Annotated in this window: 16 protein-coding genes; 6 read left to right on the top strand and 10 right to left on the bottom strand. The window is 51.4% G+C overall.

Annotated elements, in window-relative coordinates:
* Positions 1-4: 4 nt before the first annotated feature.
* The 4 genes from B160_RS0107460 to B160_RS0107445 are packed head-to-tail and all read right to left on the bottom strand — an operon-like array spanning position 5 to position 4,203.
* Complete coding sequence (locus B160_RS0107460; RefSeq protein WP_018627273.1) at positions 5-1,321, bottom strand: MFS transporter; 1,317 nt, start codon at positions 1,319-1,321, stop codon at positions 5-7.
* Positions 1,322-1,380: 59 nt separating this feature from the next.
* The gene (gene dgoD / locus B160_RS0107455) at positions 1,381-2,529 is read right to left on the bottom strand and encodes a galactonate dehydratase (protein ID WP_018627272.1); all 1,149 of its coding nucleotides are present in this window, start codon (positions 2,527-2,529) and stop codon (positions 1,381-1,383) included.
* Between the two features lie 10 nt (positions 2,530-2,539).
* On the bottom strand, positions 2,540-3,166 hold the full coding sequence (locus B160_RS0107450) for a bifunctional 4-hydroxy-2-oxoglutarate aldolase/2-dehydro-3-deoxy-phosphogluconate aldolase (RefSeq protein WP_245562164.1): 627 nt from the start codon (positions 3,164-3,166) through the stop codon (positions 2,540-2,542).
* A gap of 23 nt (positions 3,167-3,189) precedes the next feature.
* On the bottom strand, positions 3,190-4,203 hold the full coding sequence (locus tag B160_RS0107445; protein ID WP_157557945.1) for an SMP-30/gluconolactonase/LRE family protein: 1,014 nt from the start codon (positions 4,201-4,203) through the stop codon (positions 3,190-3,192).
* Between the two features lie 171 nt (positions 4,204-4,374).
* On the opposite strand from B160_RS0107445, the gene ispG reads away from it, so the two are divergent.
* Complete coding sequence (gene ispG, locus B160_RS0107440) at positions 4,375-6,372, top strand: (E)-4-hydroxy-3-methylbut-2-enyl-diphosphate synthase (protein WP_018627269.1); 1,998 nt, start codon at positions 4,375-4,377, stop codon at positions 6,370-6,372.
* A 50-nt stretch (positions 6,373-6,422) separates the two neighbouring features.
* On the opposite strand, the gene B160_RS0107435 is transcribed toward ispG, so the two are convergent.
* Positions 6,423-6,989: a hypothetical protein gene (locus B160_RS0107435; protein WP_026309615.1), complete on the bottom strand. Its 567-nt coding sequence runs from the start codon at positions 6,987-6,989 to the stop codon at positions 6,423-6,425.
* A gap of 52 nt (positions 6,990-7,041) precedes the next feature.
* Positions 7,042-7,431, bottom strand: a complete 390-nt coding sequence (locus B160_RS0107430; RefSeq protein ID WP_018627267.1) for a DUF1801 domain-containing protein — start codon at positions 7,429-7,431, stop codon at positions 7,042-7,044.
* A 184-nt stretch (positions 7,432-7,615) separates the two neighbouring features.
* On the opposite strand from B160_RS0107430, the gene B160_RS0107425 reads away from it, so the two are divergent.
* Entirely contained in the window at positions 7,616-7,981 is a 366-nt protein-coding gene (locus tag B160_RS0107425; RefSeq protein WP_040679602.1) for a nuclear transport factor 2 family protein, read from the top strand.
* A gap of 36 nt (positions 7,982-8,017) precedes the next feature.
* On the top strand, positions 8,018-8,398 hold the full coding sequence (locus B160_RS0107420) for a DoxX family protein (protein ID WP_018627265.1): 381 nt from the start codon (positions 8,018-8,020) through the stop codon (positions 8,396-8,398).
* Between the two features lie 121 nt (positions 8,399-8,519).
* On the opposite strand, the gene B160_RS31050 is transcribed toward B160_RS0107420, so the two are convergent.
* From B160_RS31050 to B160_RS0107405, 3 genes are all read right to left on the bottom strand, one after another.
* Positions 8,520-8,714, bottom strand: a complete 195-nt coding sequence (locus tag B160_RS31050) for a DJ-1/PfpI family protein (protein ID WP_281163363.1) — start codon at positions 8,712-8,714, stop codon at positions 8,520-8,522.
* Positions 8,715-9,018: 304 nt separating this feature from the next.
* On the bottom strand, positions 9,019-9,372 hold the full coding sequence (locus tag B160_RS0107410) for a TfoX/Sxy family protein (RefSeq protein ID WP_018627263.1): 354 nt from the start codon (positions 9,370-9,372) through the stop codon (positions 9,019-9,021).
* 11 nt (positions 9,373-9,383) lie between these two features.
* The gene (locus B160_RS0107405; protein ID WP_018627262.1) at positions 9,384-9,767 is read right to left on the bottom strand and encodes a nuclear transport factor 2 family protein; all 384 of its coding nucleotides are present in this window, start codon (positions 9,765-9,767) and stop codon (positions 9,384-9,386) included.
* Positions 9,768-9,868: 101 nt separating this feature from the next.
* On the opposite strand from B160_RS0107405, the gene B160_RS0107400 reads away from it, so the two are divergent.
* Positions 9,869-10,276 (top strand): winged helix-turn-helix transcriptional regulator, encoded by a 408-nt coding sequence (locus tag B160_RS0107400; protein ID WP_018627261.1) that lies wholly within the window; start codon positions 9,869-9,871, stop codon positions 10,274-10,276.
* Positions 10,277-10,287: 11 nt separating this feature from the next.
* On the opposite strand, the gene B160_RS0107395 is transcribed toward B160_RS0107400, so the two are convergent.
* On the bottom strand, positions 10,288-11,175 hold the full coding sequence (locus B160_RS0107395; RefSeq protein ID WP_026309614.1) for an alkaline phosphatase family protein: 888 nt from the start codon (positions 11,173-11,175) through the stop codon (positions 10,288-10,290).
* Positions 11,176-11,486: 311 nt separating this feature from the next.
* On the opposite strand from B160_RS0107395, the gene nadB reads away from it, so the two are divergent.
* Together nadB and B160_RS0107385 are read left to right on the top strand one after the other, a co-directional pair.
* Complete coding sequence (nadB, locus tag B160_RS0107390) at positions 11,487-13,103, top strand: L-aspartate oxidase (protein ID WP_018627259.1); 1,617 nt, start codon at positions 11,487-11,489, stop codon at positions 13,101-13,103.
* A 76-nt stretch (positions 13,104-13,179) separates the two neighbouring features.
* Positions 13,180-14,061, top strand: coding sequence for a lysophospholipid acyltransferase family protein (locus B160_RS0107385; protein ID WP_018627258.1), 882 nt, complete (start codon positions 13,180-13,182; stop codon positions 14,059-14,061).
* Positions 14,062-14,157 lie beyond the last annotated feature (96 nt).

Here is a 14,157-nt window from a genome sequence, read left to right as displayed (position 1 = left end):
CGTTTTAATCGTTAAGGTCCAATGGTATCCGTACCGTTACCCGCTCCACATTTCCCACCAGGAAGAGATAAGCGCAGGCGCCCAGTCCGCCCAGTACGGCAACAAAAATAAGCGCCGGTGCAAAGTTGCCGCCGCTGGCCAGGAAACCGATCACAATAGGAACAACAATACCCGAAAGCTGGCCGATAAAATTAAACACGCCGCCGGTCACATCGATCAGGTGTTTTGGGGCCAGGGTAGATACAAAGATCCAGGTGATGGAGGCAAAGCCAACCCCAAAAAAAGACAGCGACATAAACAGGATGATCCAGCCCGGGGTATGCACATAGTTGGCCCCTACAATGCTTACAGACAACAGGAGCCCGGCAATGATGGGCCACTTGCGTGCCCGCGCAGCCGGCACTCCCCGGCGCATCAGGTAATCAGAAAGGAATCCGGAGCCAAGCACGCCTGCAAATGCCGCCAGATAAGGAACGGAGGCCCAGTAGCCCGACTGAATAAAATCCATGCCCCGGTAATCGACCAGGTATTTGGGAAACCAGGTTAAAAAGAACCACAAAGCTCCGTTTACCGCAAACTGTCCCAGGTAAATACCCCATAGTTTGCGGTGCGACAGCACTTCCCGGAGATCGGTCCACCGGAAAGCAGTTTTGGCCTGATCGTTAGCCTGGCTATCCAATATACCGCCTCCATTTTCGATATGTGTCAACTCGACTTTATTGACTTTTTGGTGTTTGAGCGGATCGCGGTAAAAGAAATACCATACCAATCCCCATACAATGCCGATCAGGCCCGTGATCACAAACAATCCCTTCCACCCCACCTGCAGCTGGATCCTTGAAAGCACCGGCATCAGGAAGGCCAGCCCCAGGAACTGCCCGGAAGTATAAACGCCGATGGCCGAAGCCCGCTCCTGGACGGGAAACCAGCTGCTGACCACGCGGTTGTTGATGGGAAAAGCGGGGGCCTCTAATGCACCGGTGGCCATCCGCAATCCAAAAAGGGACACAAAGCCTCTTGCAAAGCCCTGCAATACGGTGGCCAGCGACCAGCTGATCAGGCTAATGGCATACAGGACCCGCGGTGCAAAGCGTTTTACCAGGATACCACCTGGAATCTGGAACAACAGGTAGGTCCAGCTGAACGCGGAGAAGATCAGTCCCATCTGCACCGGTGTAAACCGGAATTCCTTCCCGATGGCTGAAGCCGCCACTGCAAGATTGCTTCGGTCCATATAATTGATGACCACGTTCACAAATACGAGGAACAACATCTGGTACCGGATCCGGGTCGGCTTTGCAGCCGGACTGCGTGCATTCATATTCCTTTTATTTTAAAGCGTTCGTCCGCTTTGCTGATCAATGTCGCATGCGCGTTATGTTACCATTCTGCAATGCTGCCATCGGTATGCCGCCACACGGGATTGCGCCAGTTGTGGCCGGCAGCGGCCATCTTACGGACATGAGCTTCATTGACCACAATGCCCAGCCCTGGCTGACCGGGGATGTTTACATACCCCGCTTTATATTCAAAAACGGTTTTATCTGTAAGATAATCCAACAGATCGCTGCCCTGGTTGTAATGGATGCCCAGGCTTTGCTCCTGGATAAATGCATTGTGACAAGTAGCATCTACCTGCAAACAGGCAGCCAGTGCAATGGGACCGAGCGGACAATGCGGAGCGGCGGCCACATCAAAAGCTTCGGCCATAGAAAGGATTTTTTTACATTCGGTGATGCCGCCTGCATGCGATACATCGGGCTGAATGATATCAGCATAGCCCGCAGTAAGCAGGGTTTTGAACTGCCATTTGGAAAACATCCGCTCCCCGGTAGCAATGGGTATCGACACATGTCGGGCAATTTCCCGCAGATCTTCATTGTTTTCCGGCAACACCGGTTCCTCAATGAACATCGGCCGGAAAGGCTCCAGCTCTTTTGCCAGGATCTTTGCCATGGGCTTGTGCACACGCCCGTGAAAGTCGATGCCGATACCAAAGGCCGGGCCCGTGGCCTCACGTACCGCAGCAATGCGTGCTACCGCCTGATCGATCTTATCAAAACTGTCCACGTATTGCAATTCCTCTGTCGCATTCATTTTTACAGCCAGGAAGCCCTGATCGGCCATCCGCCGGGCTGCCTCCCCCACCTCTGCCGGCCGGTCGCCGCCGATCCAGGAATATACCTTCATGGTATCACGGGCTTTGCCTCCCAGGAGCTGGTACACCGGCGCATTGTGATATTTTCCTTTTATATCCCAAAGTGCCTGATCAATACCGGCAATAGCGCTCATCAGGATCGGGCCGCCGCGGTAAAAGCCCGCGCGGTACATTGTGTTCCAGTGGTCTTCGATGGTTAAGGGATCTTTCCCCGTGAGGTATTCCATCAGCTCATCCACCGCAGCCTTTACAGTGGCTGCTCTTCCCTCGATCACCGGTTCGCCCCAGCCTGTGATCCCCGCATCCGTTTCGATCTTCAAAAACAACCAGCGTGGCGGTACCTGGAACAATTCATAACTCTTTATTTTCATGCGCTTCCGTTTAGGGTTGAATGGCCTGTATAAATTTCCGGGCGTTCTCTTTCAGTGTTTCCAGGTAAGCACCCGTTACCGGTTCCTTCGTATTCACCAATGCGCTGCCAATGCCAAACCCCACGGCCCCGGTCTTCAGATAAGCGCCGATATTTTCCGGCGTAATACCTCCGGTAGGCAATAAGGGAATATGCGGAAGGGGAGCTCTGAGGTCCTTAATGTAGGCGGGTGAAGTAGCGGGAAAAACCTTTACAATATCCGCACCGGCGCGGTGGGCCGTATAGATTTCGGTTGCGGTATATGCCCCCGGAATACTTACCGCGCCCAGCTTTCTGGCAGCGGAAATAACCGTAGCCTCCACTACTGGCGAAAGAATAAACCGTGCACCGGCACTGACAGCATCCGCAGCCATGCCCGCATCCAGTACCGTTCCGGCACCGATCACCAGACGATCGCCCAGTTTATGAGCCACCTGCTCTATGGCCTTTAGCGGCGCTTCCGAGTTCATGGTGATCTCCAGCAGCCGGATGCCTCCTTCATACAAGGCAGCGGCAATGCGCACCACATCCCGGGGATCGGCGCCTCTTAAAATGGCAACGAGCTTATTGCTGGTTATTTGCTGATAGACTGTCATCATTATTTTGGAAAAATTTGTTCCTGTTATTTTAACGCTACTTTGAGCACGCAATGCGCAGCGGTGATGAAGAGGGTTTTATAATTTCCGGAAAACGCACAATTGGAGGTAATGAGCGGGGTCCTGATCCTTCCCAACGGCCGGCCCTCCCTGCTGAAGATCCATACACCGCCAGGCCCGGGTGCAAAAACAACACCCTTATCATTGATCTTGATGCCATCCGGGGTACGGTGCTCTTTTTGAAAGATTGCGCTACCATCAAAGAAGATACGCCCGTTTGCAAGCAGCCCGTTACTGTTCAGGTCATAAAGATACCAATGCGGCTTTTGCGGATCTGAGTTGGCAATAAGTACCTGTTTTTCACCCGGAAAAAAGGCAATGCCATTAGGGCGGCTAAGACTATCGGTCAGCAAGGTAACTTTTCCGTCCTTTGCAATGCGGTATACCCCAAAAAAGGGCAGTTCCCTTTCCGGATCGTCCGGGCCCTTTTCAAGCCCGTAGGGCGGATCGGTAAAATAGATGTCGCCATTGCTTTTTATGGCAAGGTCATTGGGGCTGTTGAATTTTTTGTTGTTATAGCTGCCGGCAGCCGTGACGAACGTTGGTTGCGGATCAGCAACCGGCGCTTCCATGACCGCCACACGGCGGTCGCCATGCTGGCAAAGCACCAGCTGTCCCTGCGGGTTAATGGCCAGTCCGTTGGAGCCCAGTTCCTTACCCCGCGGCACGGCGGCCGTATATCCCGAGGGCTCCAAATACGGGCTTACACCCTTCTGCGCGGTCCACCGGCAGATCCGGTTCTTCATCACATCGGAGAACAACAACATTTTTTCGGATTCCACCCACAGCGGCCCCTCCACCCATTCAAAGCCATCGGCAATCACAGAAACAACGGCATGGGTATCTATAACAGCATCCAGACCGGGATGCAGCCTTTCAATGAAGGCCACCGGCGAATGCTGTTGCGCCGGAATGCTTCCGGAAAACAACATCAAAAAAACAGTAAGCGCGAATATCTTTAAAGGATCCTTAATAAACATGAAGGGCGTCGTTAACGAAGGGGAAAGATAAAGAGAAAAGGCGGAAAAGCCAATGCCGTTTATGGGCAGCGCTTCCCGGCCGGGTCGCACTGGTCTGTATATCCCGAAAAACAAGCGGGGCCCGCTTTCGCTGGTGCGTCCTGCCACCTAAACATTGGTTATCTTTGCAGCATGGAATTATACGCAGCATCGCTCACTTCATATAAAAGACTGTTAACCAAAGAGGTAAAGATCGGAGACCTGTTGTTGGGCAACAACCACCCCATCCGCCTGCAAACCATGACCACCACGGACACCATGGACACCATGGGCACGGTGGAACAGGCCATCCGTTGTATTGAAGCAGGATCGGAACTAGTGCGCATTACGGCGCCTTCGAAAAAAGAAGCGGAAAATCTGCTCAACATAAAAAACGAATTGCGTAAAAGGGGCTATCATACACCCCTGGTGGCCGATATCCATTTTACGCCCAACGCTGCAGAGATTGCGGCACGCATCGTAGAAAAAGTGCGGGTGAACCCGGGCAACTATGTTGACAAAAAGAAATTTGAACAGATCGAATATACGGATGCGGAATACGCAGAAGAAATTGACCGGATCCGCGACCGGTTCACCCCCCTGATCAAAGTGTGCAAGGAGTACGGCACAGCCATGCGGATCGGTACCAACCACGGCAGCTTGAGCGACCGGATCATGAGCCGCTATGGCGACACGCCCATGGGCATGGTGGAAAGCGCGATGGAGTTTTTACGTATTGCACGGAACGAAAGCTATCACCAGATCATACTGAGCATGAAGGCCAGCAACCCGATCGTAATGGTGCAGGCCTACCGCCTGCTCATCAAAACGATGGATGAAGAATTTGGCGAGATCTATCCCCTGCACCTGGGCGTTACCGAAGCCGGCGACGGCGAAGATGGCCGCATCAAATCGGCGGTTGGCATCGGCACCCTTATGGAAGACGGCATTGGCGATACCATCCGTGTTTCCTTAACCGAAGACCCGGAGCTGGAAATTCCGGTATGCCGGGATATTGTAAAACGGTATATGCTCCCTGCTCCCCGTGGGGGGAACTCCCTCACCTCCGGGAAGGGTTGGGGAGGGAGCTACAATCCCTTCCAATCGCAAAAACACAAGACCATCAGTGTCGGGAACATCGGCGGAGAGCAGGTGCCCGTAGTGGTGGCCGATCTCAGCAAGCTGCCGGCCATTACACCGGCATCATTGAAGGCGGTAGGATACACCTATGATGCCGCCAATGATAAATGGCATATCGCGGATGCAGCAGCGGACTATATTTATACCGCTAAAGCGGAACTGGATTTCGCCCTGCCCGGAACACTAAAAGTGATCACCACACCGGAGCATTGGGCCGCCGCGCAGGACCATACAAAATACTTTCCCATATACGAAGCGGATGCATTCATCAATGCCACCACCACAAGCGATATCCTCAATTTTGTAATGCTGGATGCAGGCGGTCTTCAGCACCTGGATGCCTTGGCCGGCCGGCCAAACACCGTGCTTTGCCTGAGCAGCACCAATAAGAATGCCCTGCAGTCCGTGCGGTGTATGTGCATCGCATTAGCGGAACGCGGCATCCGGCATCCGCTGCTCTTTGTTACCTGCAGCAACTGGAGCACGGCAGATGAGCACCTGATCCATTTTGCCACGGAAACCGGTGCACTGTTCCTCGATGGCTATGGCAACGGTATTTGCCTGGGCATGAGCGCGCAGGCCTATACTGATTTTAACGACGCACAGCTGAGCGGACGCCGCTATACCTCGGCCACAGACACCGGCGCTGCCGAACAGTTTATGAACAATACAGCCTTCAGCATCTTACAGGCCACGCGCACCCGTATCTCCAAAACAGAATACATTTCCTGTCCTTCCTGCGGGCGTACCCTGTTCGACCTGCAGGAAACCACTACAAAGATCCGGTCCGTTACCCATCACCTCAAGGGCGTTAAAATTGCCATTATGGGCTGTATTGTTAACGGCCCCGGCGAAATGGCTGACGCCGATTTTGGATATGTAGGCAGCGGCCCGGGAAAGATCACCCTTTATAAGGGCAAGGACGTGGTAAAACGGAATGTGAACAGCGACATTGCCGTAGACGAGCTCATCAACCTGCTAAAGGAAAATGAAGCCTGGATCGAGCCATAGCCCATTGCTCCTTTTCATAACCGCAGTGGGTGCTGCAGCCTTTATTACTGTTAAAAGAAATAATGCCGGAAGATATACGATATCTCATACAGGATGAAGAGGCCAGCCAGTACATAATGGAAGCGTACATTATAAAACCGTATCCCCAATAAACATAAAACGATATGTGCAAGATTGCGCACCGGGTATTCCCAGTTCAGCGACCGGAAGTACCCCGTTCCCTTTAGAAGCGTGTCTGCAAAATCGGCGATAAAGATGACGATCAGGAAAGAAAAGAACCATTTTTTCCGGGAGAAGAAATAATCCTTATAGCTTTTATAGTCGCTGATATTATCCGGAAAGATGAGAACCGACAGCGCGAAGTACATAGTCGTATAAAAGATAAGGAACAGATATTCCAGGAAATTCCAGCTGCCAACGCCGGTCAAACGGGCTTCCCACCACCAAAAATGAATGATCAGCAAAAAAGTATAGCCGACCCACAAAAGATGCAGAAGGTAGGGTTTTGCGCCCTTATTGTGATCGATCAGCTTTACAGCATTCTTCAGCAGCTGGGCGATCCCAAAGCCCAGGATAATGCTGATCATCGTTCGTACATGGGTAAATGTTTCCTCCATGGCGGTAAGGTTGTCGGGCCACGCAGCAGATCCGGGTAGAAAAAACTTTCTTTTATTTCAGCCGTTCCAATACGCCCTTTCGTTTCACGATGTTCTTATAATCCCATTGAATGGTTGCTGCCTTTTTCAGCCACCGCTTCAGGTGCCTCCTGTCCACTTCACTTTCATGGGTATAACGGGTTTCCGCAGCCTTAAAACTGCCCTCCGGATGCAGCCCCGGCTCATCAAAGGACTGGCCGCTCCAGAACAATAAACGGATGCAGTCCTTCAGCTTGCTATAACCAACAACAGGGTTTCCTTCCAGGAACCAGACCGGGTGCCGGTGCCAGATCTTGTTTTCGGCCTGCGGCAGATTGCTGTCAATTTCCCGCGCCAGCAGATCGCAGATCACCTGGTCTTCATTTACCTGGGCATTGTTGTAGGCTGCTACATCCGGGGTCATGGTCCAATTTTAAAGAAAGATACTGCATTTCTTTTACACCGCCCGGGAAGTGAAGCACGATCGTGTCTATTGGGACCACTGTCGCAATCTGCATTGAAGAACGACGCAAATGGCATCTGCTTCCGTTTTAACGACAATGTATCTTGCAGGTATCAATTTTCAATCATCCCATAAAAAAACAATTATGAACAATAGGGAAATCGTACAGGATGTTATCCATGCTTTTTTAAACGGCAACATTGAACAGGCATTGGCTCAGAGGAGCGAGGAAGTACAGGTTGGGTGGCCAGGGTTTTTGGAATTACCCGCGGGAAAAGAGGCCGTACGCAATTTTTTCAGGAACATGCCGGAGCTGGTATCGGGCCGGATCACGGGCCTGATCTCTGAAGGAAATAAAGTAGCCGGAACCGGTACCATTACCGGTAAGGATAAAGAAGGCACGTTCAGGAACAGCTTTTTCTGCGATGTGTATGAACTTGAAAACGGTAAGCCCGTTCGCCTTCAGAACTATATGGTATTTGAACAGTTGCAGGAAACGGCAGTTTACTAAACGATTATTTCCATGACCCCTCAAAAAAATCACAATATGAAAAAGAAACTTCTCTTTACTGCCTGTTTGCTTACAGGACTATTATTTATCAATGCCGGACTGAATAAATTCTTTAATTACCTGCCCATGCCTGAAGAAATGCCCGAAGCATCGCTGAAATTATTCTCCGCTATGATACAGATCTCCTGGCTCATGCCGCTGGTGGGCATTGCTGAAATTACAGGAGGTATTTTGTTTATTATACCCCGGTACCGCGCTCTGGGGGTCCTGATCCTCACTCCGGTTATGGCGGGTATTCTTCTTACCCATATCAGCGCCGATCCTGGTGGCTGGATCATGCCTACACTGATGGCCCTGGTGATGACCTGGAGCGTTATTGAGCAGCGGAGGCAATACCTTCAACTGATCGGACGGTAAAACAGATCCGTTTATCCGGCAGTCTGTCCCGGGCGTCTACGCCGCAGAACTTCCAATAAGCGGGAGATGCTTTGCCCTGAGAACTTGCAGGTTCAGGAAACCGCTCCTGCTGTTCCATAGTTCATCGATATCCTGCATGAACACCTTCCATGATCTCTTCCACCATCTTTTTATTAAATGCGGGCAGATCCCTTGGTGTACGGCTCGTAACCAATCCCGCATCCACCACAACTTCCTCATCCACCCAATCGGCCCCCGCATTAACAAGGTCCACACGGATGGCGGGCACAGAGGTCATCCGGCGGCCACCTACCACACCTGCATTGATCAGCAGCTGCGGACCATGACAAATGGCCGCTACCGGCTTCGGGACTTACGATCAGGGCTTCCCAGCCCTGTTGTTCCAGCTGTTCTTTGGGGGACTTCAATTCGCTTTCTTCAAAACCATGCGTGGCCAGAATAGCAATTCTCTTTTTCATGATACTGTATTTTTGTAGTTCATCATCTTATTTGCGGGAGCAATTACTGACGCCCCCGTTTATTGCCACAAAAACCAGTCCTGAGGCCCGGGCTCCTATTAGAATTCTGTTAAAAGAATTTCAGATGTTGTTAGGTTGCTATCAGTACGGCCGCTTCTTTGGCCTGCCTGTACCTGACAATACTTTGTTATATTCCAGCGCCAGTCTGATCCAGTAACCGAGGGCTGCTTTGTTTTGGAGCCCGGCTTCACTTACATGAATATATCCCCGGTAGACCCGCCCCTTCATGACCACCGTGCTGCATCCTTCCCTGGCAACAAGGGCATCCTGCATACCCGGGTCTATACGGCACATGATCCTTCCGGGGCCAACGGTAAGACACATTTTCCCATTGACCATAAAGGCAAGCCCGCCAAACATCTTCTTTTCCGCAACATCCGGCAATGATGCCAGGGCCTGTCGCATCCGTTTTGCAAGCGATTCACTGTATGCCATGATACGCCTTATTACAGGGGAGTGTTTTGCTGAAACGTCAGCGTGTCAAAAAATATGGTCAGGGCCTGTAATTTTCCGTGCCGTGCCTTCCAGATCTCCGCCACATCACCGGTCATATGCGCACCATTCGGGAACACATAATCATAAGTGCCGGTCACACAGGCCCGTTCGCCCTCAACGATCATTTCTTTTACCCGCATGGTTTTGAACAGTTTTGAAAACCGGGCGATCACCTGCCGGTAGGCCGCCCGGCCCACAACCGGTTCAGGCCGCATCATATCGCCGCCGGTAAATACAAAATCCTCGGCCAGTATGGACTCCCATCCTTCCTTCCGGGCAAAACCGGCATAATAACGTTCCAAAAGTTGTTTGGTGGCAGCTGAATAATCCATCATGTGTCGTTTTTAAGTGTTAAGCAATGCGTATCTTTGTTCTTGCACTTTGCAAGTACTAAGTTAGTAAAGTTATTGCAAATTGCAAGTACTTTATAAAAAACATGGATAAAAGAAGATCGGATTGCCCCATCAGTTGTTCACTGGATATTTTTGGCGACAGATGGTCCTTATTGATCATCAGGGATGTAATGCTCCGGGGCAAGTGCTCCTACAGCGAGTTTTTACAGTCTGAAGAAAAGATCGCCACGAACATCCTTACCAACCGGCTGTCTGTACTGGAAGGGGCGCAGATCTTATCGAAAGAAGTGTCCCCGGTCAACCGGTCAAAATACATCTACCGGCTCACGAGAAAGGGCGCAGACCTCCTGCCCGTCATCATTGAGCTGATGGATTGGGGCGCCCGCTATGATGCCCGCTGCCCGCGCAGGGAGCTGGGTAAAAAGATCAAAAAAGATAAAACTGCCGTTATACAGGAATATACAGAACGACTCAAAAAAGCCACCCGGTAGAAAAAGGGATATTACCGGAAGGCTTCTTTAACGGGCAATCCCCGCCAGCTTTCCGGTGTTTTCAGCTTCAGCAGCCAGGCAATGGTGGCGGCCGTATCATAAGTGATAATCGGGTGCTTCAGCGCCTGTCCTTTCTGCACACGCCGGCCATAGATCACCCAGGGGATCTGTACCTCATCCAGCGATTTGCCCCCGTGTCCTTTCCCTTTTCCGCCGTGATCTGCTGTGATGATGATCACCGATTCTTCCGCGATCCCCGCGTCTTCCACCGCTTTTACGATCTTCCCGATACGGGCATCCACTTTTTTCAATTCCTGGTAGTACTCGGGTGTACGATGGCCGACTTTGTGTCCCACACCATCTGGCTGATCCAGGTGCACAAAGGTCAGTACTGGTTTTTGGGCCCGGATGATCGCAGCAGCCGTATCGGCACAAAAATCGTCGTTATCCTTAGCGGGTACCCGTATGGTGGTTGCGGCTTCTTCTACAAGCGGGTTGATCCCCTGCCAGCTGTAGATCAATGCGGATACCGCTTCCGGCCGTTGCTCCTTTAGTAAAGAGAACACTGAGGGAAACAGGCCAAACCGGCTCGTATCTGCAGACGGAATTTCGGGAACAGCACTGTTCCATTCTGTATAACCATGCACCGTAGGCCCCGCACCCATCAGCATTGAAGCCCAGTTTACTGCGCTGGAAGAGGGCAGTACTGAACGCGCGGTTAAGGACCAGGCACCTCCCTGCATGAGCTTTTTCAACTGTGGCATCTCCGCCCCGGGCAACGCATAGGCCCCAAATCCATCACACCCGATGAGAATAACATGCTTTACTTTGGATGGCTGGGCCATTGCTGCAAACGGCAGCCAGCTGGTCATCAACACCATCCCTATTATTTTACGCATAGCACTCATAATTGTTTTCATTTTGAATTACCTGGGTAACGAAGATACACAAGAAGCGCTACCGGAACCATGACGGAACAGGACAACCGGTTGCGCTTTTCCCCGGCAGTGCATAAATATTGAGTAAGCCAATGATAGAACTCCATACTGAATACTACTGATCCGCTGCTGCGTTCCGCAATGATGCTGATCGTTAATCAGAAGCGGTCAGCGATTCTGTAGCAGTAAAATCCATGCGCCCGCTCCTGCATTTTTTTCGCCTACTTCCCAAACCCAAATAAATCTTATTTTTACTGTTTTAAACAGTACACATGCAGCAGGTTGATTTTCTGGTGATCGGAACCGGTATTGCGGGGCTTACCTACGCTTACAAGATGGCAAAACAGTTTCCCGACAAAAAAATATTGGTGATCACCAAGGCAGCAGCGGACGAAACCAATACAAAATATGCCCAGGGCGGTGTGGCGGTGGTCAATGACCCGGAGCACGACAGCTTTGAAAAGCATATTGAAGATACCCTCATTGCCGGCGACGGACTATGTAATAAAAATACTGTTGAGATCGTTGTAAAAGAAGGTCCGGACCGCATCAACGAAATGATCGCGCTGGGCACCAATTTTGACCGCGAGGCGGATGGTGATTATAAACGGGGCAAAGAGGGGGGGCACAGCGAATTCCGCATCCTGCATCACAAGGATATTACCGGGTGGGAAATAGAGCGCGCCCTGCTGGAAGCTGCTGCTTCCTGTCCCAACATCGAGATCGTCAAGCATTGCTTCGTTATCGACCTGATCACGCAGCACCACCTGGGCTACCTGGTTACCAAGGCCACCCCGGACATTGAATGCTACGGTGTTTATGTGCTCAACCTGAACACCAACGAAATTGAGACCATTCTGGCCAAAACCACCTACCTGGCATCAGGGGGCAACGGGCAGGTGTACCGGACCACCACCAACCCGGGCATTGCTACGGGCGATGGAGTGGCCATGGTGTACCGTGCCAAGGGCCGTATCGAAAATATGGAGTTCATCCAGTTTCATCCCACGGCCTTGTTTGAAGCCGGGCTTACCGGCCAGGCTTTTTTAATTACAGAAGCCGTCCGCGGTGATGGTGGCATCCTCCGCAATAAAGACGGTGAGGCCTTTATGGAAAAATACGATGAGCGCAAAGATCTTGCTCCGCGCGATATTGTTGCCCGTGCCATCGACAGTGAAATGAAACGGACCGGCACCGAGCATGTGTGGCTGGACTGCCGGCACTTTGAGCTGGAAAAATTCCTGGAACATTTCCCCAATATCTATCAAAAATGCAAAAGCATCGGCATCGATATCACCCGGGATATGATCCCGGTGTCGCCCGCGGCGCATTATAGCTGCGGTGGTATTAAAGTAGATGAATGGGGCCGCACCTCCATCCGGAACTTATACGCAGTGGGCGAGTGCAGCAGCACAGGACTGCACGGCGCCAACCGGCTGGCCAGCAACTCGCTGCTGGAAGCCGTGGTGTTTGCCCACCGCTGTTTTGAGCAGGTGTCTCAAAACGCGCACAACGGTGCATTGAACCAGCACCATTACCACGGCGAGATCCCGGAATGGAATGCCAGGGGAACCATGCAACCCAAGGAAATGATCCTTATTACCCAAAGCCTCAAAGAGCTGCGGCAGGTAATGACAGACTATGTGGGCATTGTACGCAACAACATCCGCCTGGAACGGGCTTCCAAGCGCCTGGACCTTTTGTGGGAGGAAACGGAACAGCTGTACCGTTCCAGCAAGGTTTCACCGCAACTGCTGGAGCTGCGCAACCTCATCACGGTGGGTTATCTTATTGTAAAGGCCGCCATATTCCGCAAAGAGAGCCGCGGACTGAACTATAATACAGATTATCCCGAAAAAAGCGCATTGGTGCAGAATGTGGTGCTGTAATTAAAAAGTTCATTGTTCAGAATTCGGAGTTTGCGATTTGAAATTTGTGATTTTTTATTTGTGATTTATTAGTTGAATGTATTTCGTCATTTACGGTTTTTTATATTTATGTTCCCTGCTGCCGTTGCCGGTGCTGTACCTGCTATCCGATCTTTTTTATGCGGTAGTTTATTATCTCATCGGGTACCGGAAAAAAGTAGTGCTGCATAACCTGGCCATTGCCTTTCCGGAGAAAACGATTGCAGAACGGAAACGCATTGCCAAAGACTTCTATCATAAATTCATTGATTCCTTTGTAGAAACCGTTAAGCTGCTCTCTGCACCCGATTCCTTTTTTGAAAAACGTTTTACCGGCAACTGGGAAGTGATCAACCGCTATTATGACCAGGGCCGCAGTGTGCAGCTGATACTGGGGCATACGTTTAACTGGGAGTGGGGGAACGTACAGGTAGTACGCAAGATCCGCCACCTGTTCCTCGGCGTGTACATGCCCATCAGCAGTAAACCTCTTAACCGTGTGTTTAAAAAGTTACGCTCCCGCAGCGGGGCCATACTGCTCAGCGCGCACAACATGACGCGCGAGTTTCTCCCTTACCGCCGCTCCCTGTACTGTCTTGGACTGGTAGCCGATCAAAGCCCCGGCGGGCGCATGAACAAGGCCCGGTGGTTCACTTTTTTTAACCGGAAAACAGCGTTTACCATCGGTCCGGCAAAAAGCGCCATCACCAACAACGCCGTAGTGCTGTTTGCCGCTATTGAGCGCCGGAAAAGAGGCTACTACCAGGTAACCTTTACCTTAGCGGAGGAAGATCCCGGCACCAATACCGACGAAAACACCCTGACAAAGAAGTTTGTAACCTTCCTCGAGGCCACCATTCGCCAGCACCCCGATATGTGGCTCTGGAGTCACCGGCGGTGGAAGCATGAGTGGAAAGAGGGAGATGAGATGGGAGAATAATGTCCGTTTACACATAAGCGACCGTCAATTACACAGTATCCGCTACCGGGTTTGCGCCTGCCTGTACTTTTGTTCTTCAAAAGACAAGTACTCAAA

Source organism: Niabella aurantiaca DSM 17617 (genome assembly GCF_000374125.1).
Lineage (GTDB): Bacteria > Bacteroidota > Bacteroidia > Chitinophagales > Chitinophagaceae > Niabella > Niabella aurantiaca.
This window is presented reverse-complemented; position numbering and strand designations above follow the sequence as displayed.